Here is a 23330-nt window from a genome sequence, read left to right on the forward strand (position 1 = left end):
GGTGTGGCCTCGGTGGGGCGTGCAACGTCCGCAAGGGGCCGCGACGGCGATGCCGCGTGGGGGCGGCAGGGGTCTGCGACGGGGCGGAGTGAGTACAGCCTATCGAAGGAAGGTTCTGCGGCGACATAGGGCGCACAGGAGGCGCACGATGCGTGTCGCCTGCGGCGCGCCCGTTTCGGCGGCGCCGTGGACGGTTTTCCGGGCCCGGACGGGCCCTTGCCGTGCCCCCGGGCGCCGGGCGGGCCGGAATGCGGCCCGCCCGGCGCCCGACGGCCGGGTCCGGGGCGCGGCCCCGGGGTGGAACGTGAAGGTCAGGCCAGGCCCAGCCGCTCGGCGGCCACCGCGGCGTCCACCGGCACGGTGATCGGCTGCGGGGCGCCCGCGACGGCCCAGTCGGGGTCCTTCAGGCCGTTGCCCGTGACCGTGCAGACGATGCGCTGGCCGGGGTCGACCAGGCCCGCCTCCGCGGCCTTGAGCAGGCCGGCCACGCTGGCGGCCGAGGCGGGCTCGACGAAGACGCCCTCCTGGGAGGCCAACAGGCGGTAGGCGGCGAGGATCTGTCGGTCGGTCACCTCGTCGATGAGGCCGCCGGACTCGTCCCGCGCCTCCTCGGCGAACTTCCAGGAGGCGGGGTTGCCGATGCGGATCGCGGTGGCGATGGTGTGCGGGTCGAGGACCGGCGCGCCGCGCACGATGGGCGCCGACCCGGCCGCCTGGAAGCCCCACATCCGGGGGGTGCGGGTGGCGAGGGCGTCCGCGGCGTACTCGCGGTAGCCCCGCCAGTAGGCGGTGATGTTGCCGGCGTTGCCGACCGGGAGCACATGGATGTCGGGCGCGTCGCCGAGCGCGTCGACGATCTCGAAGGCGGCGGTCTTCTGGCCCTCGATGCGCACCGGGTTGACGGAGTTGACCAGGGCGACCGGGTACTTCTCGGAGAGTCCGCGGGCCAGGGTCAGGCAGTCGTCGAAGTTGCCGTCGACCTGGAGGATGCGCGCGCCGTGGACCAGCGCCTGGCCCATCTTGCCGAGCGCGATCTTGCCCTGGGGCACCAGGACGGCGCAGACCATCCCGGCGCGTACGGCGTAGGCCGCGGCGGAGGCGGAGGTGTTGCCGGTGGAGGCGCAGATGACGGCCTTGGCGCCCTCCTCCTTGGCCCGCGTGATGGCCATGGTCATGCCGCGGTCCTTGAAGGAACCGGTGGGGTTGGCGCCCTCGACCTTGAGGTGCACCTCGCAGCCGGTGCGCTCGGAGAGCACCTGGGCGGGGACGAGCGGCGTGCCACCCTCGCGCAGGGTGACCACGGGCGTGTCGGCCGTGACCGGCAGCCGGTCGCGGTACTCCTCGATGATGCCGCGCCACTGGTGCGTGGTCCCGGATGCCTGACGGCTGTTGATGGCAGACATTGCTTTCGTAACTCCCCTTATTCGCCTTCGACGCGCATGATGCTCGCGACACCGCGGACCGTGTCGAGCTTGCGCAGCGCCTCGACGGTCGCCGACAGGGCGGCGTCGGCGGCACGGTGGGTGACCACGACGAGGGACGCCTCGCCGTCCTTGCCCGTCTGGCGGACCGTGTCGATGGACACGCCGTGGGCGGCGAAGACGGTGGCGACCTGGGCGAGGACACCCGGCTTGTCGGCGACGTCGAGGCTGATGTGGTAGCGCGTGACCACCTCACCCATCGGGCTCACCGGCAGGCGGGTGTAGGCCGACTCGCCGGGCCCGGTGGACTCGGCGAGCTTGTTGCGGCAGACGGCGACGAGGTCGCCGAGGACCGCGGAGGCGGTCGGCGAGCCGCCGGCGCCCGGCCCGTAGAACATCAGCTGGCCGGCCGCCTCGGCCTCGACGAAGACGGCGTTGTACGCCTCGCGGACGGAGGCCAGCGGGTGGCTGAGCGGGATCATCGCCGGGTGCACGCGGGCGGTGACCGACCGGCCGTCCGCGGCCCGCTCGCAGATCGCGAGGAGCTTGATGGTGCAGCCCATCTGCTTCGCCGAAGCGAAGTCCGAGGCGGTGACCTCCGTCATGCCCTCGCGATAGACGTCGTCGAGGCGCACACGGGTGTGGAAGGCGATGCCGGCGAGGATCGCGGCCTTCGCGGCGGCGTCGAAGCCCTCGACATCGGCGGTCGGGTCGGCCTCGGCGTAGCCCAGGGCGGTGGCCTCGTCGAGCGCCTCGGAGTAGCCCGCGCCGCTGGAGTCCATCTTGTCGAGGATGAAGTTGGTGGTGCCGTTGACGATGCCGAGCACCCGGTTGACCTTGTCGCCGGCGAGGGACTCGCGCAGCGGCCGGACGAGCGGGATGGCGCCGGCGACGGCGGCCTCGTAGTAGAGGTCGGCGCCGTGCTGCTCGGCGGCGGCGTGCAGGGCCGCGCCGTCACCGGCGAGCAGCGCCTTGTTGGCCGAGACGACGCTGGCACCCTGCTCGAAGGCGGCGGTGATCAGGGTGCGGGCCGGCTCGATGCCACCGATGACCTCGACGACCACGTCGATGTCGCCCCGTTTGACGAGGGCGGTGGCGTCTGTGGTGATCAGCTCCTCGGGCACGCCGGCGCGCACCCGGCCGGGGCGGCGCACGGCGATGCCCGCGAGCTCGACCGGCGCCCCGATGCGGGCCGCGAGGTCGTCGGCGTGCGTCGTCATGATGCGCGCCACCTCTGAGCCGACCACTCCACAGCCCAGCAGCGCCACCTTCAGCGGACGCGTACGCATCATCCGACCTCGTTTCTCATACATCTTGGCTAGTGCACCAGTCTCACTCACCGGACGGACGTTTCCCAACCCGTCCAGTATCCGAGATCTTTATTACCGTCAGCCGACATCGAGGCGAAAAAGATCTTCTTCGGTCTCGCGCCGGACGATCACTCGTGCCGCGCCGTCCTTGACCGCCACCACGGGCGGGCGCAGCGCGTGGTTGTAGTTGCTGGCCATGGAGCGGCAGTACGCGCCGGTCGCGGGCACGGCGAGCAGGTCGCCGGGGGCCACGTCGGCGGGCAGGAAGGCGTCACGCACGACGATGTCACCGGATTCGCAGTGCTTGCCGACGACGCGCGAGAGCATCGGCTCGGCGGTGGAGGTCCGGGAGACCAGCGCGACGCTGTACTCCGCGTCGTAGAGCGCGGTGCGGATGTTGTCGGACATGCCGCCGTCGACGCTGACGTATGTGCGCAGACCGGGCAGTTCCTTGATGGTGCCGACCTCGTAGAGGGTGAAGGCGGTCGGGCCGACGATGGCGCGGCCGGGCTCGACGGAGAGCCGGGGCACGGCGAGGCCGGCCGCCGCGCACTCGCGGGTGACGATCTCGCCCAGGGCCCGGGCGATCTCGTGCGGCTCGCGGGGGTCGTCGTCGGAGGTGTAGGCGATGCCGAGGCCGCCACCGAGGTCGATCTCGGGCAGTTCGACGCCGTGCTCGTCGCGGATCTCCTTGAGCAGGCCGACGACGCGGTGCGCGGCGACCTCGAAGCCGGAGGTGTCGAAGATCTGCGAGCCGATGTGGGAGTGGATGCCGATGAGCTCCAGCCCGTCGAGCTTCAGGGCGCGGCGGACGGCCTCGGCGGCCTGGCCGCCGACGAGCGCGAGGCCGAACTTCTGGTCCTCGTGCGCGGTGGCGATGAACTCGTGGGTGTGCGCCTCGACGCCGACGGTGACCCGGATCTGCACGCGCTGGCGCTTGCCGAGCCGCTCGGCGACGTGCGCGACGCGGACGATCTCCTGGAAGGAGTCGAGGACGATCCGCCCGACGCCCGCCTCGACGGCGCGGGTGATCTCCTCGACGGACTTGTTGTTGCCGTGCAGGGCGATGCGCTCGGCGGGCATGCCGGCGTCGAGCGCGGTGGCGAGCTCGCCGGCCGAGCAGACGTCGAGGTTGAGGCCCTCCTCGTGCAGCCAGCGCACGACGGCGCGGGAGAGGAAGGCCTTGCCGGCGTAGAAGACGTCGGCCTCGGTGCCGAAGGCGTCGCGCCAGGCGCGGCAGCGGGCCCGGAAGTCGTCCTCGTCGAGGAAGTAGGCGGGGGTCCCGAACTCCTCGGCGAGCCGGGTGACGTCGATCCCGCCGACGGTGACGACGCCGTTCCCGTCGCGGCCGACCGTGCGGGACCACACGCGGGGGTCGAGGGCGTTGAGGTCGGCCGGCGGGGCGGTGTAGTGCCCCTCGGGCAGGACGTCGGCGTAGCGGGGCCCGGCGGGGTGGGCGGAGCGGCTCATGGCTCTGATCTCCTCGGATCTTCAGAGATGGGCGGGTGCGGTGATGCCGAGCTGGTGAAGGCCGTCGGCCAGCACGGTGCCCGCGGCCTGGGCGAGGGCCAGGCGGGCACGGTGGACGGCCAAGGGTTTCTCGTCACCGCGGGGCAGGACGGGGCACTCCGTCTGCCATCTCAGAAAGGCGTCGGCGAGCCGCTCCAGGTGCCGGGCGAGGCGCTCGGGGCTGCGGGCGGCGGTGACCCGGGGGTGGTCGGTGAGCAGGGCCAGGAGGGCGGGGAGCGCCGACTGGGCCGAGTGTGCCGAGGGAGCCGGGGAAGAGGGGTGCGCCGTGGCGTCGCCGAGCTCTCCCGGCTCGGGGGCGAATCCCAGGTCGTGGGCGTTGCGGAGGAGCGCCCGGCTGCGCGCGTGGGCGTAGCGGACGCGGAAGAGGGGGTTGCTCTCGCGCTGGACGAGCAGTCCGGCCCGGTCGACGCCGGGCGGGCTGACCTGGCTCCAGCGGGCGGCGTCGGGCCCGAGGCGGCGCAGGAGCGCGGGGTCCGGCGCGGGAAGGGGCAGCGGGGCGGGGGTCCCGGCCTCCTGCCGGGCGTGGCGGAGGACGTCGCGGACGATCCGGAGGGAGGGGTCCCCGACGAGCGTGACATTGAGGAAGCCGGGTCCGGCGATGTCGACGCGGGCGATCCCCGGCTCGGCGGCCAGTCTCCGGCGCAGCACCTCGGCGACCTCGGCGGCGGGCCGTCCGGTGCCCTGGGCGACGCGGAGGGCGACGTTGGTGGCGTAGTCCCCGCAGCCCGGCCGGGAGGGGACCCGCACGGTGACCCGGTCCGGCACGACGGCGGGCAGCTCGTCCGCGTCGACGGCGCTGCGCACGGTGTGCAGCACGGTGCGGGTGAGATCGGCGGGGGTCACAGCCCCAAGCCTAGGGGAGAGGGGGGGAGGCTAGGCCAACAGGTTTCGATGGGTGGGACGGTCCCCGGGGGCCGGGGCCCCCGGCAACGGGTCATCGCCCCCTCCCTTACGGCGCCGCATCAGCCGCCGGACGAGCCGGACCATCTCGGTCGGCTCGAAGGGCTTGGCCAGGAACGCGTCGACCCCGGCCGAGCGGCCGCTGTCGACCTCCAGCTGGGTGCACGCGCTGATGATCGCGATCGGTATGTCGCGGGTCCGCGCGTCGGCCCGCAGGCGCGCGGCCGTATGCAGCCCGTCGAGCCGGGGCATGACGACATCCAGAGTCACCACGTCGGGCCGGACGCGGTGCACGATCTCCAGGCATTCGGCACCATCGGCCGCGGTCACGACCTCGAAGCCTTCAAGTTCGAGGTTGACCCTGATCAGCTGCCGGATGACCTTGTTGTCGTCGACGACAAGGACCCGGCCGGACAAGCCAGGCACACCCCGAGAGTAAGCGCGCCCGCCACGCTGCGTCCGGGTTTTCCCCACTTCCACCCCGTGCGGGCGAGCTTTCCCCGACCACCACCGGAGCCCCCACCCCATGCGCTACCCCGCCACGCCACCCTGAGGCCCCTCTTCCCGGCCCTCCCCGCGCCTTCCCGAATCTTTCTCCAGCCCTCCCGGACCACCCCCGGGCCGCCCCTCGAACCACGTTGCGGGGCACCCTTCCGGAGCTGGTAGTGTTCTACTCGTCACCGCGACAAGCGAGCGACAAGCAAGCCCCCGTAGCTCAGGGGATAGAGCAACGGCCTCCGGAGCCGTGTGCGCAGGTTCGAATCCTGCCGGGGGCACTTCGCTTCAGTCGGCGCCGTAAGGTTGCCGACCTGCCGAAGTGTCAGACATCGAGAGCCGGACCCCATGGGTCCGGCTCTTTGTCGTTTCCAGGGGTGCTTCCAGGGCCGTCTCCAGGTCCGTTCGTCAGGGGCGTTTCCGGAGTCGCTTCCTGGGGCGCTTCCCGGCTCACCGCCTCCCCGGTTCCCCTGTCGAAAATTCAATCTCGTCCGCCCCAGTCGTTCGACGCCATCCCTCCGCCCCGAGGGGTAGGGTGCCGCCCCGGGGGGCATCACGTGACGGCCGGGTCCGGCAAGTCGCCTGTCGCCCTGCCTTCTTGATGGCTCATCAGGAGGAAGTCCGCATGAGATTGCGGCGAGGCGACGGACGGCGGCCGGGGCCGGTGGTGGACCGGCATCCCGCGCGGGACGACCTGCCGTTGCGGGGGGTGCTGGAGGACGCGGCCATGGGGCGCTGGGAGGGGCCCCGGGATCTGCTGGCCGCGAGCGGGCGGGACTGGGACCGGCGGATCTTCCGGCTCCAGGTGCTGGCACGGGCCGGGGCGCGCTTCCGGTTCGCCGACACCTGGGTGCGGGCCGAGCCGCGCTCCGCGGACGCGCTGGCGCTGCTGGCCCATGTGCGGGCGCTGCGGTCGATCATCAGCGGCGTGGCCGAGGGGCGCGCGGAGATGGAGGGGGCCTGGGCCACCTGCCTCGCCGCCGCCGAGGCCGGGCCCGCCGATCCGTCGCCCTGGGTGGTGATGCTGGCCCTCATCCGGGTGCACGCCCCGGGCCGTGACATGCTGCGGCAGGTCTGGGCGGAGGTCGAGGCGCGGGACCCGTACAACCGCGAGGCCCACCACGAGGTGCTCACCTATTTCTTCGGCCGTCACCACGGCTCGGGCGCCGAGATGTTCCACTGGGCGCAGGAGCGGGCCGACACCGCGCCCAAGGGCCTGCCGCTGGCCACGCTCCCGCTGGTGGCGCTCGCCGAGTCGCACCGGCACCGGATGGAGACCGAGGCCGGCAGCTACGGCCTGAGCATCCACCCCTGGGTCGACTGCCCGCACATCGACCATGTGCTGGAGCACTGGTGGCGGCACCGGCCGCCGCTCCCCCACGCGCAGTTCATGGACGACGCCAACTACCTCGCGCACGCCCTGGCGTTCGCGGGCCGGCACGCCGAGGCGTACGAGGTGTTCCGCGCCATCGGTCCGTTCGCCTCCGAGGTCCCCTGGTCCTACTGCGGCGACGCCGAGGAGCTCTTCCTGCGCCACCGGGAGTGGGCTCTGCGCGCCATCCGGCCGCCCCGTTCGCCGTAAGGCCGTAAGCCACCAGCCGTAAGCCGTAAGGCCGTAAGAAGTCACACGCTCCGCTGAGTACCGCGCACCGCACATTCCTTGACCGTGTCCACGAGAAAGAGAATCGCGTGCCACTCGACGTCCCCAGCGCCTCCGACGAAGAGCGCCTCCAGCAGCTCGGCTACACCCAGGTCCTCGCCCGCCGGATGTCCGGCTTCGCCAACTTCGCCGTCTCGTTCACCATCATCTCCGTCCTCTCCGGCTGCCTGACCATGTACGGGTTCGGGATGCGCACCGGCGGCCCCGCCATGCTCACCTGGGGCTGGGTCGTCGTCGGCGCCATGACCCTGGTCGTCGGGCTGGCGATGGCCGAGGTGTGCTCGTCGTACCCGACCTCCGCCGGGCTGTACTTCTGGGCGCACCGGATGGCGCCCGAGCGGTCGCGGGCCGCGTGGGCGTGGTTCACCGGGTGGTTCAACGTCCTGGGGCAGGTCGCGGTGACCGCCGGGATCGACTTCGGCGCCGCGTCCTTCCTCAACGCCTACCTGGACCTCCAGTTCGGCTTCGCCGCCACCCCCGGCCACACCATCGCGCTGTTCGGCGCCGTGCTCCTGCTGCACGCCGTGCTGAACACCTTCGGTGTGCGGCTGGTGGCGTTCCTCAACTCCGTGAGCGTGTGGTGGCACCTGGTCGGCGTGGTGGTCATCGTCGGCGCGCTGGCTCTCGTGCCCGACCACCACCGGTCGACGTCGTTCGTCTTCACCCACTTCGTCAACGAGACGGGCTGGAGCTCCGGCCTGTACGTGGGGCTGATCTCGCTGCTGGTCGCGCAGTACACCTTCACCGGCTACGACGCGTCCGCGCACATGACCGAGGAGACGAACGACGCCGCCGTGGCCGGCCCGCGCGGGATCGTACGGTCGATCTGGGTGTCGTGGATCGCCGGATTCGTGCTGCTGGCCGGGCTGACCTACGCCGTCCAGGACTGGCGGGGCACGGTCGACACCGCGACGGGCGTGCCGCCGGCCCAGATCTTCCTGGACGCGCTCGGCGCCTCGGCCGGGAAGCTGCTGCTGCTCGTGGTGATCGTGGCGCAGCTGTTCTGCGGGATGGCCTCCGTGACGGCGAACTCCCGGATGATCTACGCCTTCTCGCGGGACGGCGCCCTGCCGTTCTCGCGCGTGTGGCACCGGATCAACCCGCAGACGCGCACGCCCACGAACGCCGTGTGGCTGGCCGCCGGCGGCGCCTTCGTCCTCGGGCTGCCGTATCTGATCAACTCCACGGCGTACGCGGCCGTGACCTCGATCGCCACCATCGGCCTCTACCTGGCCTACGCCGTGCCGACGCTGCTGCGGCTGCGCCAGGGCGACGCGTTCGAGCGCGGGCCCTGGCACCTGGGCCGCTGGTCGCGGCCGGTCGGGGTGGTGGCGATCTCCTGGGTCGCGCTGATCACGGTGCTGTTCATGCTGCCGCAGTCGGGCCCGGTCACGGTCGACACGTTCAACTACGCGCCGATCGCCGTGGCGGCGGTGCTGGGCTTCGCCGGGATCTGGTGGCTGGTCTCGGCCCGCCGGTGGTTCCTGAATCCCGCGCATCCCCGCAACGCCGCACCGCTGCGGGGACCGGCGTCCGCCCCGCCGGCCGGGATCTCGGACGCGTTCCGCTGGTAGCCGGGCGGCGGCCGCCGTCCGGCGAAAGGTTTCTCGGCTACCGGATCCTCGGGTAGCCGAAGGCGTAGCCCTGTTCCTTGAGCCAGGGCAGCAGCTGTTCGAGGGCCGCCACGGTCTGGCCGCGGTTCCCGCCGCCGTCGTGGAAGAGGATCGTGGGGCCCTCGCGCAGATCGCGCTTCACGGTGGCGACGATCCTGTCGGTACCGGGGTTCTTCCAGTCGTGGGTGTCGACGTTCCAGCCGAGGGGCCGCATGCCGTGGGAGGCGGCGACCTCCCGGCTGTACGGGGTGAAGGCGCCGCCGGGGGCGCGGTAGTAGAGGACCCTGGCGCCGCCGCCCGCGGCGTCCTCGATCATCTTCCGGGCGTCGAGGACCTGCTGCCGCTGGTAGTCCTCGGAGCGCTTGTCCATGGCCACGTTGTGGTCGACGGAGTGGTCGCAGAGGCGGTGTCCGGCCGCCACGACCTTCTTGACGAGGGCGGGGTACTCCTTCGCCCGGGAGCCGACGATGCAGAAGGTGGCCGTGGCGCCGTTCTTCCGCAGCACGTCGAGCACCTTCACCGTCCAGCCCGGCTCGGGACCGTCGTCGATGGTGAGGTTGACCGCCTTCCCCAGGCTCTCGCTGCCGCGCGTGAGCTCGGCGGAGACCCGCTCCGGCGGTGACGGCGTGGCGGACGCCACGGGCTTCCCGTCCGTCCCGGTGCTCCCGGCCGTCCCGCTGCCGGACGGGCTCTTCCCTTGGGTCTGTTCAGGTTTTCCCGAGTCCTCCGTGGCCATGGCCACGCAGCCCGGTATCGTCGCGGCGAGCACCAGGACCGATACCGCCGCCATCGTGAGGTGACGCCTCCGAGCGGTCAGTCGTGCCATGCACTTCCCCTCCCTCGGTGTGTGCTCCGGATCCCCGCGTGGCTATGCGCGCGTGCTCATGCGCACGCACTCGTAGCCGTTGGTGCACCCGAAGACGTCGCTACCGAAAAGAAGGTTCCAAGAAGGCACGAGTCGTTCGGCGATGTGTTAACGGACTGGTCACGACCGGGGTTTCGGGGATTTGATCACTTCATTCCCGCCCCTCGGAAACCTCTGCCACCTCCGGTTCCGGGGTCTCCGCGCCCGCCGCGATCACGGCCGCCACCTCCTTGCGGCGCGCCTCCTCCTCCGCCTCGAAGCGCTGCGCGTCGAGCCGCTCGGCCAGCTCCTCGTCCTGGGCCATGAGCAGGTCCAGGCTGGAGTCGCCCATCTCCAGGACGCCCATGTCGACGTAGGCGCGCTGGAGCCGTTCGCCCCACAGGCCGATGTCCTTCACACAGGGCACGATGCGGCTGAAGAGCAACTTCCGGAACATCCGCAGGTAGTCCGAGCGCTCGCTCAGTTCGGCGGCGTCGGCGGCGGGCAGCCCGAAGTCCGTGAGGACCACCTCTCCGCGCAGCCGGTCGCGCATCAAGTAGCAGCCCTCGATCACGAATTCCTCCCGCTCGCGCAGCTCCTTCTCCGTGAGCTGCGCGTAGTGGTCGCGCAGCGCCATCCGGCCGAAGGCGACGTGGCGGGCCTCGTCCTGCATGACGTAGGCCAGGATCTGCCGGATCAGCGGCTTGTCGGTGCTGTCGCGGAGCAGGCCGAAGGCGGCGAGGGCGAGCCCCTCGATCAGGACCTGCATGCCGAGGTAGGGCATGTCCCACCGGGAGTCGCGCAGGGTGTCGCCCAGCAGGGCCTGGAGGTTGTCGTCGATCGGATAGACCAGGCCGACCTTCTCGTGCAGGAAGCGGCTGAAGATCTCGGCGTGGCGGGCCTCGTCCATGGTCTGGGTGGCGGAGTAGAACTTCGCGTCCAGGTCCGGCACGGACTCCACGATGCGGGCCGCGCAGACCATCGCGCCCTGCTCACCGTGGAGGAACTGGCTGACCTGCCAGGAGGCGAAGAGCCGCCGCAGCTCGTCCCGGTCCTTCCTGGTCATCCGGTCCCAGTAGGGCGTGTTGTGGACCGGCAGGTTCTCGTCGGGGATGCCCACCGGGTCGTACGGGTCCACCGGCAGGTCCCAGTCGATGCGGGTGGTGGCGTCCCACTGCTTGTCCTTGCCCTTCTGGTACAGGGACAGCAGCCGTTCGCGGCCGTCCTGGTAGTCCCAGCTGAAGCGGGCGGCCCCGGAGGCGGGCACCTCCCACAGGCGTCCGGCCGGCTCGTGTGTGTGGAACCCTCGCGTCGTCATCGACGCCTCCTGTCCCTCGGTGTCCAGGTTGTCCCTCGCGCGCCTGACTGGTTCGCAGGCTCACACGCCGGTTACCGCCGGGTCAATGACCGGTCGCCGGGTGTTCCCGGGGGATTGACGTCCTTGCTGACAAGCAGTCTCATAAAGTGTGACCGCGGGTAACTCACACGGGTAACTCACAGATGAGGTGTCCTCAGCCATGACCGCCGTGACTCCCCAGACCGCGTCCCAGGCCGCGTCCCCGCAGCCGCTCCGGGACGCGCTCGGCCTGCTCAAGGACCGTGAGAAGGTCGCCGAGCGGCTGCTCGAGTCCTCCGCCCGGCACTCCTTCGACCCGGACACCGAACTGGACTGGGACGCGCCGCTCGTGGCGGGCAAGTGGTTCTGGCCACCGGAGCTGCTCTCCCTCTACGGCACCCCGCTGTGGCGGAGGATGTCCGAGGAGCAGCGCATGGAGCTGTCCCGGCACGAGGCCGCGGCGCTCGCCTCCCTCGGCATCTGGTTCGAGGTGATCCTGATGCAGCTGCTGGTGCGCCATCTCTACGACAAGCCGCTGACCAGCGCGCACGTCCGGTACGCGCTCACCGAGATCGCCGACGAGTGCCGGCATTCGAAGATGTTCGCCCGCATGGTCGAGAAGGCCGGCGCCCCGGAGTACCCGGTGTCCCGGCTGCACCACGGCCTCGCCCGCGTCCTCAAGACGGTGTCCACCACCCCCGGTTCGTTCGCCTGCACCCTCCTCGGCGAGGAGATACTCGACCACATGCAGCGGCTGACCTTCCCCGACGAGCGCGTCCAGCCGCTCGTCCGGGGCGTCACCCGCATCCACGTGGTCGAGGAGGCGCGCCATGTGCGGTACGCGCGGGAGGAGTTGCGCCGCCAGATGGTGCGCTGCCCGCGCTGGGAGGCCGGGCTGACCCGGCTGAGCGCCGGTGAGGCCGCCCGCGTCTTCTCCCTCGCCTTCGTCAACCCCGCCGTCTACACGAACGTGGGCCTCGATCCCCACGAGGCCGTGGCCCAGGTGCGGGCGAGCGGGCACCGGCGCGAGGTGATGCAGGCGGGCGCGAAGCGGCTCACGGACTTCCTGGACGACATCGGGCTGATGCGCGGGACGGGCCGGCGGCTGTGGCGCAGCTCGGGGCTGCTCGCCTGAACGGACGGCCCGCAACCACGGTTCCGCGCTCCGGCGCGGCGGTTACGCTGCGGAGCATGAACGGCAGCGGAACCGCCCCGGCAGCACCGACTCCCGCCCCCCGCGCCGCCTACCGCAGGCTCAGCGTCGAGGAGCGCCGCACCCAGCTGATCGCCGCCGCGCTCACGCTCTTCGCGCACCGCGCGCCCGAAGAGGTGTCCCTGGACGACGTGGCGGCCGTCGCCAGGGTGTCGAGGCCCCTGGTGTACCGCTACTTCCCCGGCGGCAAGCCGCAGCTCTACGAGGCCGCGCTGCGCAGCGCGGCCGACGACCTCCAGCTGTGCTTCGCCGAGCCGCAGACCGGCCCGCTCAGCGAGCGGCTCGCCGCCGCCCTCGACCGCTACCTGGGCTTCGTCGACGAGCACGACGCCGGGTTCAGCGCCCTGCTCCAGGGCGGCAGCGTCGCCGAGACGTCCCGTACGGGCGCGATCGTCGACGGGGTGCGGCGGGCGGCGGCCGGGCACATCCTCACCCACCTGGCCGTGGGCTCGCCGGGTCCCCGGCTGCGGATGATGGTCCGCACCTGGATCGCCGCCGTGGAGGCGGCGTCGCTGATCTGGCTGGACGAGGGGAAGCTGCCGGCGGCCCCGGAGGTGCGCGACTGGCTCGTCGACCACTTCGTGGCGCTGCTGGTCGCGACGGCGGCGAGCGACAGCCAGGCGGCGGCGGTCACCCGGACGGCGCTGGAGCTGGAGGCGGCGGACGGACCGGTGGGGCGGCTGGCCCGGGGCGTGGCGGGGGTCGTGACGGACTCCGGGCACCTGCTGGAGCCCGGCGCCACGGGCGGGAACCACGAGGACGACGAGGACCACCAGGGTCACGAAGCCCACGAGGGCGCCGCCGGGCCGGAGGCCGTTCCCCCTCCCCCGCGGACGGCCCGTAGCGCGGCGCCCGCCGGGCCCGGGTGACCCGGCGGCGTATCCCCGCCTCCCCGCGCCGCGCCGGGTGCCCGGCTGACCCGTCCGGCCCCGCTACGTCCGGGGGCCCGTCCTCCGTCTGACGGAGACTGGTGGCGTGAAAAGCGAAAATACGCCCTTCGAGGGCGGGCCCCTGGACGGGCGCGTACTGCCGGTACTGCTGGGCGTCACCGGGCATCCGCCGAAGATCTATGAGGTACCGGTGCCGGCCGAGGACGGCGGGGCCCCGGCCGTGTACGTGTACCGCAGGGAGACGGCGGCCACGACGCGACGGCTCGGTCTGCCGAAGGGGTGGAAGTACGTGTACGACCCCGAGGGCCTCCCGGCCGGCGGGCTCAAGTGGCCATGGACGCGTCCCGGGAAGTGACGGCCCCGGAGGTGGCGCGCGCCGGGAATCGCGCGCCCCTCCGTGTGGGTGATGTGGGGGCACCGCAGGAGTGAGCGGGTTAGGCGGATTCGCCCATGCCCACTGCCGTAAGTACGACCGGCCGTGCCACGATCCTCCGTGGGCAAACGATCACGCCCAGTAACGGAGGTGAGCCCGTGTCAGGACGGTTCGTGCGCTCTGTGTGCACCGCGGCGCTGATGGCCGGCGCCGCGTCGCTCGCGTTGCAGGCGCCCCCGGCGTCCGCGGCGCCGGCCGACCCGCCCGACCAGTCCGTAAGCGCCCTGCTCGCCCGGCTCCAGGCCCTCTACCGCAAGGCGGAGGCGGCCACGGAGATCTACAACGCCACCGAGGAGAAGCTCAAGGAGCAGCGCGCGGAGACCACCCGGCTGGGCACCGACCTCACCCGCGCCCGGAGCGCCCTCACCGACAGCCGGGACGACGCCGGCCGCATCGCCCGGGAGCAGTACCGCGCCGTCGGCGGCGCCTTCTCCCCCTTCCTCGGCTTCCTGCTCAGCCCCGACCCCCGGCACGCCTTCGACCGCAGCCACCAGATCACCCGCGCCGCGAGCAACCGCGCCGCGACGGTGCACCGGCTCACCCACGACGAGAGACGGGCGGAGGAGCTCGCGGTCAGGGCCCGCAAGGCCCTCGACGCACAGCAGAAGCTGGCCGCCCGGCAGAAGAAGCAGCGCGACACCATAAACCGCGGTCTGGCCGAGGTGGAGAAGCTGCTGGCCTCCCTCTCCGCCGAACAGCTCGCCGACCTCCGCGGCCTGGAGCGGCGCACCATAGGGAAGGCCCAGCGCACCCTCCTCTCCTCCGGCCGGCTGAGCGGCGCGCGGGCGCCGTCCCGGGCCGGCGGCAGGGCCCTGGCGTACGCGTACGCGCAGCTCGGCAAGCCCTATGTGTGGGGCTCCGAGGGCCCCGACTCCTTCGACTGCTCCGGCCTCACCTCGCAGGCCTGGGCACACGCGGGCGACGTCATCCCCCGGACGAGCCAGGAGCAGTGGCGGACGCTGCCGAGGGTCTCGCTCGACCACCTGCGCCCCGGCGATCTGGTGATCTACTTCGAGGACGCCACGCATGTCGCGCTGTACATCGGCGACGGCCTCGTCATACAGGCCCCGCGGCCGGGCACGGCCGTGAAGATCTCGCCGATCGCCTCGAACCCGCTGCTGGGGGCCGTCCGCCCGGACGCGGGAGAGGCCCCGCTGCGCGACTACGTACCGCCGGTGCCGCGGCCGTCCGGGGCCTCGGCGCTGCCCGCGGCGGTGGCGGCGGCCCTGGACTCCGCCACCACCCCGGCGACATAGGCCGCCGTCCGCTCGGGGTCGTAGAGGTAGTCCTCGAAGTCGGCCGGGTCGTCGAAGCCGCGCGCGATGCGGTCCGCGACGGGCGGCAGCCCGGCCGCCGCCCCCAGCAGCTCCATGACGTGCGCGGCCGGCGGCGCGAGCATGGCGTTGGTGCACCGGGTGGCGTGCCGGGCCCGCTCCCAGTGGCGGGCGAAGGCGCCGGTCATCCACTCCTCGTCGAAGGGCAGGGCGCCACGCTCGGTGATCGACTCCAGGTAGGAGGCCGCGCATTTGGCCGCCGCGTTGGCGCCCTGGCCCGCCACGGGGTCGTCGGCGACGACGGCGTCGGCCACGCCGAGGACCAGCCCGCCCGACGGCAGCCGCCCGACGGGGTGGCGGACGGTGGGGACGTAGCGGCCGGCCAGCGTGGCGCCCCCGTCCGTCAGCTCGACGGCGGTGGCCCGCGCGTACTCCCACGGGGTGAAGCGCTCCAGCAGCTCCAGGGTCCGGGCCAGGTGCTCGCCGGGGCTCGGGAGGTCCTGGAAGACATCGAGCGGGCCGCCGGGCACCCCCGACCAGAACAGGACGTCGGCCCGGCCGGAGAGGGTGAGCGTGGGGACGACGAGGAGCTCGCCGACACCGGGCACCAGATTGCGGCGGACCGCCTCGAACCCCGGGTGCTCGGGGCGCGGGCCGAGCCCGTGCACACAGGCGAGGGCGAGCGCCCGCTGCGGGACGGTGTGCGGGGAGCGGCCGGCGTCCCGGCCGAACAGCTCCGCGAGCTCGCCCTTGCCCGCGGCGACGAGCACGAGGTCGTAGCGGCGCACCAGGAAGTCCAGGTCGGAGACGGTGGCGCCGTGGATGACGAGCCGGCCGCCGCGGTCGGCGAAGGTGTCCAGCCAGTCGGCCGTCTTCAGCCGCGGGTCGACGGACTGGGCGCAGCCGTCGAACCGGCCCACCCAGTCGAGCACCCGGCGGTGCCCGCCGCCCGGGAGGTCGGCGGGGCCGGCCACGGAGACGCCCAGGCCCTCGATGCGCGGGGCGCGGTCGGCCCAGAAGTCCAGGCCCAGCTCGCGCTCATGGCGCAGCGCCGTGGGGAAGAGGCACTGGGTGGACGGCACCCGGCCGGAGCGCGTCTCCTCGGGCGTGCGGTCCGACATCAGGGTGATGTCGTAGCCCCGGGCCTGGAGCGCGAGTGCCAGCTGGAGTCCGGACTGGCCGGCTCCGACGATGAGGATGCTCCGCACGGGTCCGCTCCCCCTCCCGCGGGGCCCGTAGGTCCCGTAGATCCCATGGACCCTGCGGGCCCCGCGGGGCCCGTGGGTCTCTCATCCGGGTGTGGCGTCGAGTGCCCTGCCGACGAGGATCAGCAGGGTGTCGACGACGGCGATCCGCTGCCGGGCGTCCATGGTCACGAGGGGCACCTGGCGCGGGAGGGCGAGGGCCTCGCGCACCGCCTCGGGCTCGTGGCGGGCCGAGCCCTCGAAGTGGTTGAGCGCGACGATGTAGGGCAGCCCGGAGGTCTCGAAGTAGTCGAGCGCGGGGAAGCACTCGGCCAGCCGCCGGGTGTCGGCCATCACGACCGCGCCGATCGCGCCCCGGACCAGGTCGTCCCACATGAACCAGAATCGTTTCTGGCCCGGCGTGCCGAAGAGGTACAGCACCAGGTCGGCGTCGAGGGTGATCCGGCCGAAGTCCATGGCGACCGTGGTGGTGGTCTTCCGGGGCGTGGCGGTGAGGTCGTCGAGGGTCTCGGCGGCGGCCGTCATCGCGGCCTCGGTGCGCAGCGGGGTGATCTCGGAGACGGAGCCGACGAAGGTCGTCTTGCCGACGCCGAAGCCGCCCGCCACGACGATCTTGGTGGCGTGGGGGGCGCGGGTGCGGTCGGTCTGCCAGCCGCGCTCCACGGGGTGCGGCGCGGGGGCCTCCCGGACGGCGAGGGCGGCGCCGGCGGTACCGGGCGCACCGGGGGTCCGGGCCCGGGCGGCCCCGCCCGTCCTGGGCACCAGGCCGCCCCCGGCGTCCCCCGGGCCCTTGACGCCCGCGCCCCCATGGGCGGCCCGGGCGTCCCCGGCCCCTTTGGCGGCCTTACCGGCCCCGGCGCCCCAGGCGTCCCCGCTCCCGGCGCTCCCGTCTCCCCGGACCCCAGCGCCTCCGGCCGTCTCGCCGGCCTCGGCCCCCGCGGCCCTGCCGGCGCCCTTGGCGGCGGAGGCGCCTCCGCCGCCCCTCCTGACGTCCCCCGGGTCAGAGTCGGTGAAGTCCACCCCGCACCCTTTCCAGCAGTGCCCGGTCGGGCCGGCCGGTGCCGTGGTCGCTGTCGAAGACGCGGATCCTGCCCTCGTCGGCCAGTTCGAGGAGCAGCACCCGCACCACGCCCAGCGGCATCCTCAGCAGCGCGGCGATCTCCGCGACCGTACGGAGCCGGCGGCACAGCTCCACCACGGCGCGCGCCTCGGGCACCCCGCGCGGGCAGGGGCCGCCGCCGGGCGGCCCGGACGGGGCACCGGCCCGGTAGTCGGCCGGGGCGTCGGGGTCGTCGCTGGCCGCGACGAAGGTCTCGACGAGCAGCGGCCGGCACCGGTGCGGCGGGCTCCCGGCGAGCGAGTACGGGCGGACCCGGGCCGGGCTGCGGCGGAGCGCGGCGGCCCGGCTCATTCGACCGCCTCCACCGACTGGCGCAGCTCCCTGCGCAGGGCGGGGGTGAGGACGTGGCCGGCCCGGCCCACGAAGAGCGCCATGTGGTACGCCACGGCGCTCATGTCGCAGTCGGGCGAGGTGTGCACGCCCAGCAGGGAGCCGTCGCTGATGGTCATGACGAAGAGGCTGCCCTCGTCCATCGCGACCATGGTCTGTTTGACGGCGCCGCCGTCCATCAGGCAGGCGGCGCCCGTGGTGAGGCTGCCCAGGCCGGCGACGATCGTGGCGAGGTCGCCGGTGGAGCCGCGCGGCCCCTCCGGCCGGCCGGTGCCGGGGTAGGCCGGCCGGTCCGGGTCGGAGGAGAGCAGCAGCAGGCCGTCGGAGGAGACCACGGCGACCGAGCGGACGCCGGGCACCTCCTCCACCAGGCCGGCCAGCAGCCAGCGCAGATTACGGGCCTCGTGGCTCAGCCCGAAGGCGACGGGGCCGACTGGGGTGACGGGGGTCGCCCCCCGGGAAATTGCGGTCAACCGCGTGCCTCCTCGACAGTGCCGCCCTCGGCGGGCGACCCCGCTGCGTTCCGATCGGTGGTGCGCCCGGCCCACTCCGCCTCGGCGTCCCGCCGGCCGGCGGTCGCGCCCCGCTGGAAGCCGGACAGCTTGCGCCGCAGTGCCTCCGCGTCGACGCTGCCGCGCGCCGGCGGCGGTGCGGGCTGCTGCGGGACGGCCTTGGGCGTGCGCTTGGGCAGGCCGTTGCCGACGGCGGGGTCGGCGGGGGCCGGCAGACGGGCGTGCCGGCCGGTGGCGACGGCCGGTGCGACGGACAGGCCCGTGACCCGTATCGGGCTGCCCGGGGGCAGGGCCGGCGGGTCGGCGGGGTGTACGGGCGCGGGCAGCGGTACGGGCGTGACGTGCCCGGCTGCGGCTCCCGGTCCGGTGCCCTGGCCGGTGACGGCCCGCTGCGGGCGGCCGGGCAGGGTGTGGGAGCCGGCCTCGGCGAGGGTGCCGGGGAGGTGGACCCTCGGGGCCGCCGCGGCGCCCGGCACGGGCGGGACGTCGGCGAGCCCGGTGACGGTCGGCGAGCTCTCGGCCAGGACCGGCAGCGGCAGGACGACGACCGCCGCCGTGCCGCCGGTCATCTGCTCCCGCAGCTGGACGTGGACGCCGTGCCGGCCCGCGAGCCGGGCGACGACGTGCAGCCCGAGGCCCTGGCCCTGTTCGCCGTCGCCCCGCTCGCCGCGCGGCTCCGGGTGGCCCGCGCGGCCGCCCGGGGCGGGGGCCGGGGGCTCCGGGTCCGGGTCGGCGAGCAGGGCGTTGAGCTCGGCGAGCCGGCCGGGGGTGATGCCGATGCCCTCGTCCTGGACGGAGAGCACGACCTCGCCGGTCTCCAGGAGCCAGCCGGAGAGCTGCACATGGGCCTCGGAGGGGGAGAACTCCGTGGCGTTCTCCAGGAGTTCGGCCATGAGGTGGCTGATGTCCTCGGAGGCGAAGCCGGCGAGGCGGGCGTGCGGCGGCAGGGACTGGATCCGCACCCGCTGGTACCGCTCGATCTCACCGGCGGCGGCCCGCAGCACGTCGAGCAGGGGCACGGGCGCGGTGCGGCCGGTGCCGGTCTCGGCGCCGGCGAGGGCGAGGACGTTCTCGCTGTTGCGGCGCATGCGGGTGGCGAGGTGGTCGAGCGTGAAGAGGGTCTCCAGGCGCTCGGGGTCGGTCTCGTGGGCCTCCATGCCCTCGATGACGGCGAGCTGCCGCTCCACCAGCCGGAGGGTGCGCAGCGACAGGCCGACGTGCAGGCCGTGCGCGCGCTCCCGGGCGGGGTCCGCGGGCTGTTCGGCGAGCTGCTCGGAGAGCCGGTCGGTGAGCTCCTGGTGCTGGGCGCGCAGGGCCTCGCGCTCCTCGGCGAGCGTCCGGCGGGAGGCGACGAGCCGGGTGCGCTCGCCTTCCAGGACGGCGATGCGTTCCTGCATCCGGTGGGCGGTCTCGCGCAGGACGTTCACCGAGCGCACGGTCTCGGCGAATTCGTCGTCGCGGCCCTTGAAGGCGATGGGCCGCTCGGCGGCGGGGTCGGCGCAGACGCGGCGGGCGCCGAGGCGCAGGACGTCGAGCGGCCGGGTGACGGAGCGGCCGGCGCGGACGCCCGCGACGAGGGCGACGAGGAGGCAGAGGGCCGCGGCGGCGGCGCGCAGCTCCAGGTCGGTGAGGGCGTCGCCGCGCAGCCGCTGGAGGCGCCCGAGTTCTCCGGCGGCGAGGACGGACTCGACGCCGCGCATCCGGTCGAGGCGGACGGTGAGGGCGGTACGGACGGGGTCGGCGGGGCCTTCCGGTGCGGAGTCCCGCAGGAGACGGGTGAGATGGCCCTCGGCGACGGTGACCTCGGCGCCGCCGACGGTCCGGTCGTAGGTGTCGCGCGCGCCCGTCCCGGCGAGCCGGCGGAAGTCGGCGACGGCGTCCTGCTCGCGCTGGGCGGTGCGCCGGGCGGCCGCGGCGAAGGCGGGGCGGCCCGGCTGCGCGGGCTTCGCCGTGAGGGCGGCGAGGAGCAGGGCGCGGGTGGCCGAGGCCTCCTCGACGGCGCGGCCCAGCGGCAGCAGGGCGGCGGGCCCGCCGGTGCCGGCCGCGTCACCGGCGCGGTGCAGGGCCTGCACGGTGGTGGTGTAGGCGGTGTGGACGGTGAGGGCGTCGCCGCCGGAGAGCGCCTGCTCGCGGGTGGCGGAGAGACCGTCGAGGAGCCTGCGGACCGAGGCGGGCGCGGCCGGGAGGTACTCCTCGATCTGCCGGTCCACAAGGGCGCGTTGGTCCTCGGAGACGCCGGCCGTCGCGGCGTCGGCGCGGCCGGCCGCCACGAACTGGGTCATGGCGTCGCGTTCGTCCGCGAGGGAGTGCGCGAGGGCGAGGGCGGGGCCGGTGTCCTCGGCCCGGGTGACGAGCTTCCGGGCCTGGCCGAGTTCACGGGCGGCGTCGACGACGCCGAGGGCGCTGCCGCCGAGGACGGCGAGGGCGGTGACCGCGACGGAGGCGGTCAGCCGGTTACGCACCCGGGCGGTGCGCTCCCGCACCGCCGTGGACCGCTGCTCACGCTCGCCGCCCCGAAGCCGCTTCTTCCGCACCGGTGCTCTCAATCTTCTCTCGTCCCACCCCTGGTACTGATTTGACCCTTTCAGCACCTCTGAGGGGCAGGCGCCCTTCGACCGCCCGGCCACTCGAAGGAGTGAATATCAATTTGAAATTGACCATCGACATATGTCAGGGGGTCGCGCGGCGCGCACCGACACCCCCTGCGGTACGTCACTTCAAGAACGCTTCGGCGGCCGACAGGATGCGCGCCCGCAGACGTAGATTTCCGACATCCGGCACACTGACCTCATGCGCATCGAACTCGCCACCCACCCGGGGGAACCGCACCACCCGAACGAGGACTTCGCGTCCGTGACCCTGCCGGCCTCGGGTGACGGCGGGGCGCTGGTCCTGCTGGACGGGGTGACGCCACCGCCCGACGGGGACACGGGCTGCGCGCACGACGTGCCCTGGTTCACCGCCCGGCTGGGCGGCGCGCTGCTCGAACTCGCGGGATCCCGCCGGGACATGGCGCTCGCGTCGTGCCTCGCCGAGGCCGTCTCCCGCACGGCGGACGCCCATCGCGGCACCTGCGACCTCACGCACCGGCGCACCCCGCAGGCCACGGTCGTCGTGGCGCGCTGGGACGCGGAGCGGGTGGAGCACCTCGTACTCTCCGACTCCGCGTTGCTGCTGGCGGCCCCGGACGGCACGGTCACGTCCGTCCTGGACGACCGGATCGACCGGCTGAGCGCGCTGGGGCCGGTGACGGACGCGCAGCGCAACGCCGAGGGCGGCTTCTTCACGGCCGCCGCGGACCCGGCCGTCGTGACCCGCGCCGTGACGGGCGTACGGCCCCGCGCGGAGGTCAGCGCGCTGGCGGCGCTCACGGACGGCGCGGGCCGCTGGGTGGAGGTCTTCCGCGAGGGCGACTGGGCCGCCTGCTTCGGCGTGCTGGCGAAGGAGGGTCCGCAGGCCCTGATCGACCGGGTCCGCGAGGCGGAGCGCGCGGCCCCGGGGCGCCGCGGCAAGGCGCACGACGACGCGACGGCGCTCTACGCGGAGCTGTGACGGGCCGGGCGCGGCACGGCTCCCGGCCGCCGGGCCCCGGCTAGCTCTCGGCGCTGGTGTTCAGCTGGCGCAGGAGGCGGGCGAGTTCGGCGACCTCGCCGCGGTCCCAGTCGGCGAGCTTGCGCACGTACTGCGCCCGGCGGGCGTCGCGGACGCGGGTGAAGCGGGCGCGGCCCTCCTCGGTGATCCGCACCAGGGAGGCGCGGCCGTCGGCCGGGTCGGGTTCGCGGGTGACGAGGCCGAGGTCGCACAGGGCGCGCAGCTGGCGGCTCATCGTGGCCTTGCCGACGCCGAAGTAGCCGGCGAGGTCGGTGGCGCGCTGCTGCCCGGCGTCCTCCAGGCGGACCAGCAGGCCGTAGGCCGCGGGCTCCAGCTCGGGGTGGACGGCGCGGGCCATCTCGCCGGAGGAGGCACGGGCGCGGCGCAGGAAGACGGCCAGCTCCCGTTCCAGGGAGAGGTACGCCTGGTCCATACCACTGCCGTCCTCGGCGCGCGGTCGGCCGCCCTCGGCGGGCGGCTGTGTCGTCTGGTGCACGTCGGGCCCTCTCCGGCTTTTTCCGGCTGGTGAAAATTTCATCCAGCTGCGGGTCGTCACCGCAGCTACGTCAGTATTTCGCAGGAATAGACCAACGGCGGCACCGCGTCCCTCTATGCCTGGCGCGTCCGCACTCATAATTTTGGGTATGACATGGTCACACCAATGACGTCATTTCCGATTCGGCGTCCTTCCTCTGCCGTACGAGCTGCCCGGAGGCATCCATGCCCGAGCTCAGACCAGGCCCCGCCCACGGCGTCCGCCCGCACTCAACCGTCCGGCCCGCCCGGTTTCTCCTCTCCCTCCTCTCCTTCCTCGCCTCGCTGGCCCTGCTCCTCGTCCTCCCCGGGCCCGCCACCGCGGACACGGGGGCCGCCGCGGACGAAGCGCGCGGCAAGCCGCCGGCCCATCCCGAGCTGCACTGGATGGGCTCCACCATCCGGTCCCACGAGAAGCCGTCCACGCCGGACGGCCCCGGGCCGATCCCGCCCCTCGCCGCCGTCGAGGGCGTGGACGTCAGCAGCCACAACGGCAACGTCGCCTGGTCCACCCTGTGGGACAGCGGGGTCCGGTTCGCCTACACCAAGGCCACCGAGGGCACCAGCTACACCAACCCCTACTTCGCCCAGCAGTACAACGGCTCGTACAACGCCGGCATGATCCGCGGCGCGTACCACTTCGCGCAGCCCGCGAGCTCCAGCGGTGCCGCGCAGGCCGACTTCTTCGCCTCGCACGGCGGGGGCTGGTCGCGTGACGGCAAGACGCTGCCGGGCGTGCTCGACCTGGAGTGGAACCCCGAGGGTCAGGCCTGCTACGGCATGAGCGCGAGCCAGCTCGTCAACTGGGCCAAGGACTTCTTCGCCACTTACCGGGCCCGCACCGGCCGGGACGCGGTCATCTACACCTCGACGAGCTGGTGGAAGCAGTGCACCGGCAACTACGCGGGCTTCGGTGCCGTGAACCCGCTCTGGATCCCCCGGTACGGGGCCTCCGCGGGGGAGCTCCCGGCCGGCTGGGGCTTCCACACCTTCTGGCAGTACACGGACACCGGCCCGGTGGTCGGTGACCACAACCGCTTCAACGGCACGTACACCAGGCTCCAGGCACTCGCCAACGGCTGACGCGGGCCCTTCGCCCGTCGCACGGCCGTCCCCTCC

General features: G+C 73.5%; 20 protein-coding genes, 1 tRNA gene and 1 pseudogene. 9 read left to right on the top strand and 13 right to left on the bottom strand.

Annotated features, from left to right (window positions below; genetic code table 11):
* Window positions 1–311: 311 nt before the first annotated feature.
* From thrC to SMD11_RS10895, 5 genes are all read right to left on the bottom strand, one after another.
* A complete protein-coding gene (gene thrC, locus SMD11_RS10875; RefSeq protein WP_087926263.1) occupies window positions 312–1403 on the bottom strand; it encodes a threonine synthase in 1092 nt (363 codons plus the stop codon).
* A 17-nt stretch (window positions 1404–1420) separates the two neighbouring features.
* Window positions 1421–2713, bottom strand: a complete 1293-nt coding sequence (locus tag SMD11_RS10880; protein ID WP_087926264.1) for a homoserine dehydrogenase — start codon at window positions 2711–2713, stop codon at window positions 1421–1423.
* A 96-nt stretch (window positions 2714–2809) separates the two neighbouring features.
* A complete protein-coding gene (gene lysA, locus SMD11_RS10885; RefSeq protein ID WP_087926265.1) occupies window positions 2810–4201 on the bottom strand; it encodes a diaminopimelate decarboxylase in 1392 nt (463 codons plus the stop codon).
* Between the two features lie 21 nt (window positions 4202–4222).
* A complete protein-coding gene (nrtL, locus tag SMD11_RS10890) occupies window positions 4223–5104 on the bottom strand; it encodes an ArgS-related anticodon-binding protein NrtL (protein WP_087926266.1) in 882 nt (293 codons plus the stop codon).
* Between the two features lie 30 nt (window positions 5105–5134).
* Window positions 5135–5689, bottom strand: coding sequence for a response regulator (locus tag SMD11_RS10895; protein WP_087926267.1), 555 nt, complete (start codon window positions 5687–5689; stop codon window positions 5135–5137).
* A 176-nt stretch (window positions 5690–5865) separates the two neighbouring features.
* Between SMD11_RS10895 and SMD11_RS10900 the strand changes: the two genes are divergently transcribed.
* The 3 genes from SMD11_RS10900 (at window position 5866) to SMD11_RS10910 (ending at window position 8890) form a co-directional block, all read left to right on the top strand.
* Window positions 5866–5937: transfer RNA gene (locus SMD11_RS10900), tRNA-Arg, on the top strand.
* A 344-nt stretch (window positions 5938–6281) separates the two neighbouring features.
* Window positions 6282–7238, top strand: coding sequence for a hypothetical protein (locus SMD11_RS10905; protein ID WP_087926268.1), 957 nt, complete (start codon window positions 6282–6284; stop codon window positions 7236–7238).
* A 107-nt stretch (window positions 7239–7345) separates the two neighbouring features.
* Window positions 7346–8890, top strand: a complete 1545-nt coding sequence (locus SMD11_RS10910; protein WP_234365995.1) for an amino acid permease — start codon at window positions 7346–7348, stop codon at window positions 8888–8890.
* A gap of 37 nt (window positions 8891–8927) precedes the next feature.
* Here the strand turns inward: SMD11_RS10910 and SMD11_RS10915 are convergent, their stop codons facing one another.
* Window positions 8928–9755, bottom strand: a complete 828-nt coding sequence (locus SMD11_RS10915; RefSeq protein ID WP_234365996.1) for a polysaccharide deacetylase family protein — start codon at window positions 9753–9755, stop codon at window positions 8928–8930.
* 190 nt (window positions 9756–9945) lie between these two features.
* Window positions 9946–11091, bottom strand: a complete 1146-nt coding sequence (locus SMD11_RS10920; RefSeq protein ID WP_087926270.1) for a ferritin-like domain-containing protein — start codon at window positions 11089–11091, stop codon at window positions 9946–9948.
* A 199-nt stretch (window positions 11092–11290) separates the two neighbouring features.
* On the opposite strand from SMD11_RS10920, the gene SMD11_RS10925 reads away from it, so the two are divergent.
* The 4 genes and pseudogenes from SMD11_RS10925 (at window position 11291) to SMD11_RS10940 (ending at window position 14901) form a co-directional block, all read left to right on the top strand.
* Window positions 11291–12244, top strand: a complete 954-nt coding sequence (locus SMD11_RS10925) for an AurF N-oxygenase family protein (RefSeq protein WP_087926271.1) — start codon at window positions 11291–11293, stop codon at window positions 12242–12244.
* Window positions 12245–12300: 56 nt separating this feature from the next.
* A pseudogene (locus tag SMD11_RS10930) lies at window positions 12301–13050 on the top strand (TetR/AcrR family transcriptional regulator); the annotation flags it as partial.
* Between the two features lie 247 nt (window positions 13051–13297).
* Window positions 13298–13567 carry a hypothetical protein gene (locus SMD11_RS10935; protein ID WP_087926273.1) on the top strand — a complete coding sequence of 90 codons (270 nt, stop codon included), beginning with the start codon at window positions 13298–13300 and terminating at the stop codon, window positions 13565–13567.
* Window positions 13568–13743: 176 nt separating this feature from the next.
* A complete protein-coding gene (locus tag SMD11_RS10940; protein ID WP_087926274.1) occupies window positions 13744–14901 on the top strand; it encodes a C40 family peptidase in 1158 nt (385 codons plus the stop codon).
* Here the strand turns inward: SMD11_RS10940 and SMD11_RS10945 are convergent.
* The 5 genes from SMD11_RS10945 to SMD11_RS10965 form a co-directional block, all read right to left on the bottom strand.
* The gene (locus tag SMD11_RS10945; RefSeq protein WP_087926275.1) at window positions 14808–16127 is read right to left on the bottom strand and encodes a styrene monooxygenase/indole monooxygenase family protein; all 1320 of its coding nucleotides are present in this window, start codon (window positions 16125–16127) and stop codon (window positions 14808–14810) included. The genes SMD11_RS10940 and SMD11_RS10945 overlap by 94 nt on opposite strands.
* A gap of 81 nt (window positions 16128–16208) precedes the next feature.
* Window positions 16209–16787, bottom strand: coding sequence for a GTP-binding protein (locus SMD11_RS10950; RefSeq protein WP_087930414.1), 579 nt, complete (start codon window positions 16785–16787; stop codon window positions 16209–16211).
* Between the two features lie 337 nt (window positions 16788–17124).
* Complete coding sequence (locus SMD11_RS10955; RefSeq protein WP_087926276.1) at window positions 17125–17535, bottom strand: DUF742 domain-containing protein; 411 nt, start codon at window positions 17533–17535, stop codon at window positions 17125–17127.
* Entirely contained in the window at window positions 17532–18047 is a 516-nt protein-coding gene (locus SMD11_RS10960) for a roadblock/LC7 domain-containing protein (protein WP_087926277.1), read from the bottom strand. The genes SMD11_RS10955 and SMD11_RS10960 overlap by 4 nt, the downstream gene beginning before the upstream one ends.
* On the bottom strand, window positions 18044–20620 hold the full coding sequence (locus SMD11_RS10965; RefSeq protein WP_234365997.1) for a nitrate- and nitrite sensing domain-containing protein: 2577 nt from the start codon (window positions 20618–20620) through the stop codon (window positions 18044–18046). Before SMD11_RS10965 ends, SMD11_RS10960 begins: the two co-directional genes overlap by 4 nt.
* Before the next feature lie 256 nt (window positions 20621–20876).
* On the opposite strand from SMD11_RS10965, the gene SMD11_RS10970 reads away from it, so the two are divergent.
* The gene (locus tag SMD11_RS10970; RefSeq protein ID WP_087926278.1) at window positions 20877–21638 is read left to right on the top strand and encodes a hypothetical protein; all 762 of its coding nucleotides are present in this window, start codon (window positions 20877–20879) and stop codon (window positions 21636–21638) included.
* A 40-nt stretch (window positions 21639–21678) separates the two neighbouring features.
* Here SMD11_RS10970 and SMD11_RS10975 read toward each other — a convergent pair whose 3' ends face one another.
* Entirely contained in the window at window positions 21679–22110 is a 432-nt protein-coding gene (locus SMD11_RS10975) for a MarR family winged helix-turn-helix transcriptional regulator (RefSeq protein ID WP_087926279.1), read from the bottom strand.
* Window positions 22111–22397: 287 nt separating this feature from the next.
* On the opposite strand from SMD11_RS10975, the gene SMD11_RS10980 reads away from it, so the two are divergent.
* Window positions 22398–23294, top strand: a complete 897-nt coding sequence (locus SMD11_RS10980; RefSeq protein ID WP_087926280.1) for a lysozyme — start codon at window positions 22398–22400, stop codon at window positions 23292–23294.
* Window positions 23295–23330: the final 36 nt, after the last annotated feature.

Origin of the sequence: Streptomyces albireticuli (assembly GCF_002192455.1) — a bacterium.
In the GTDB taxonomy this organism is placed as follows: domain Bacteria; phylum Actinomycetota; class Actinomycetes; order Streptomycetales; family Streptomycetaceae; genus Streptomyces; species Streptomyces albireticuli_B.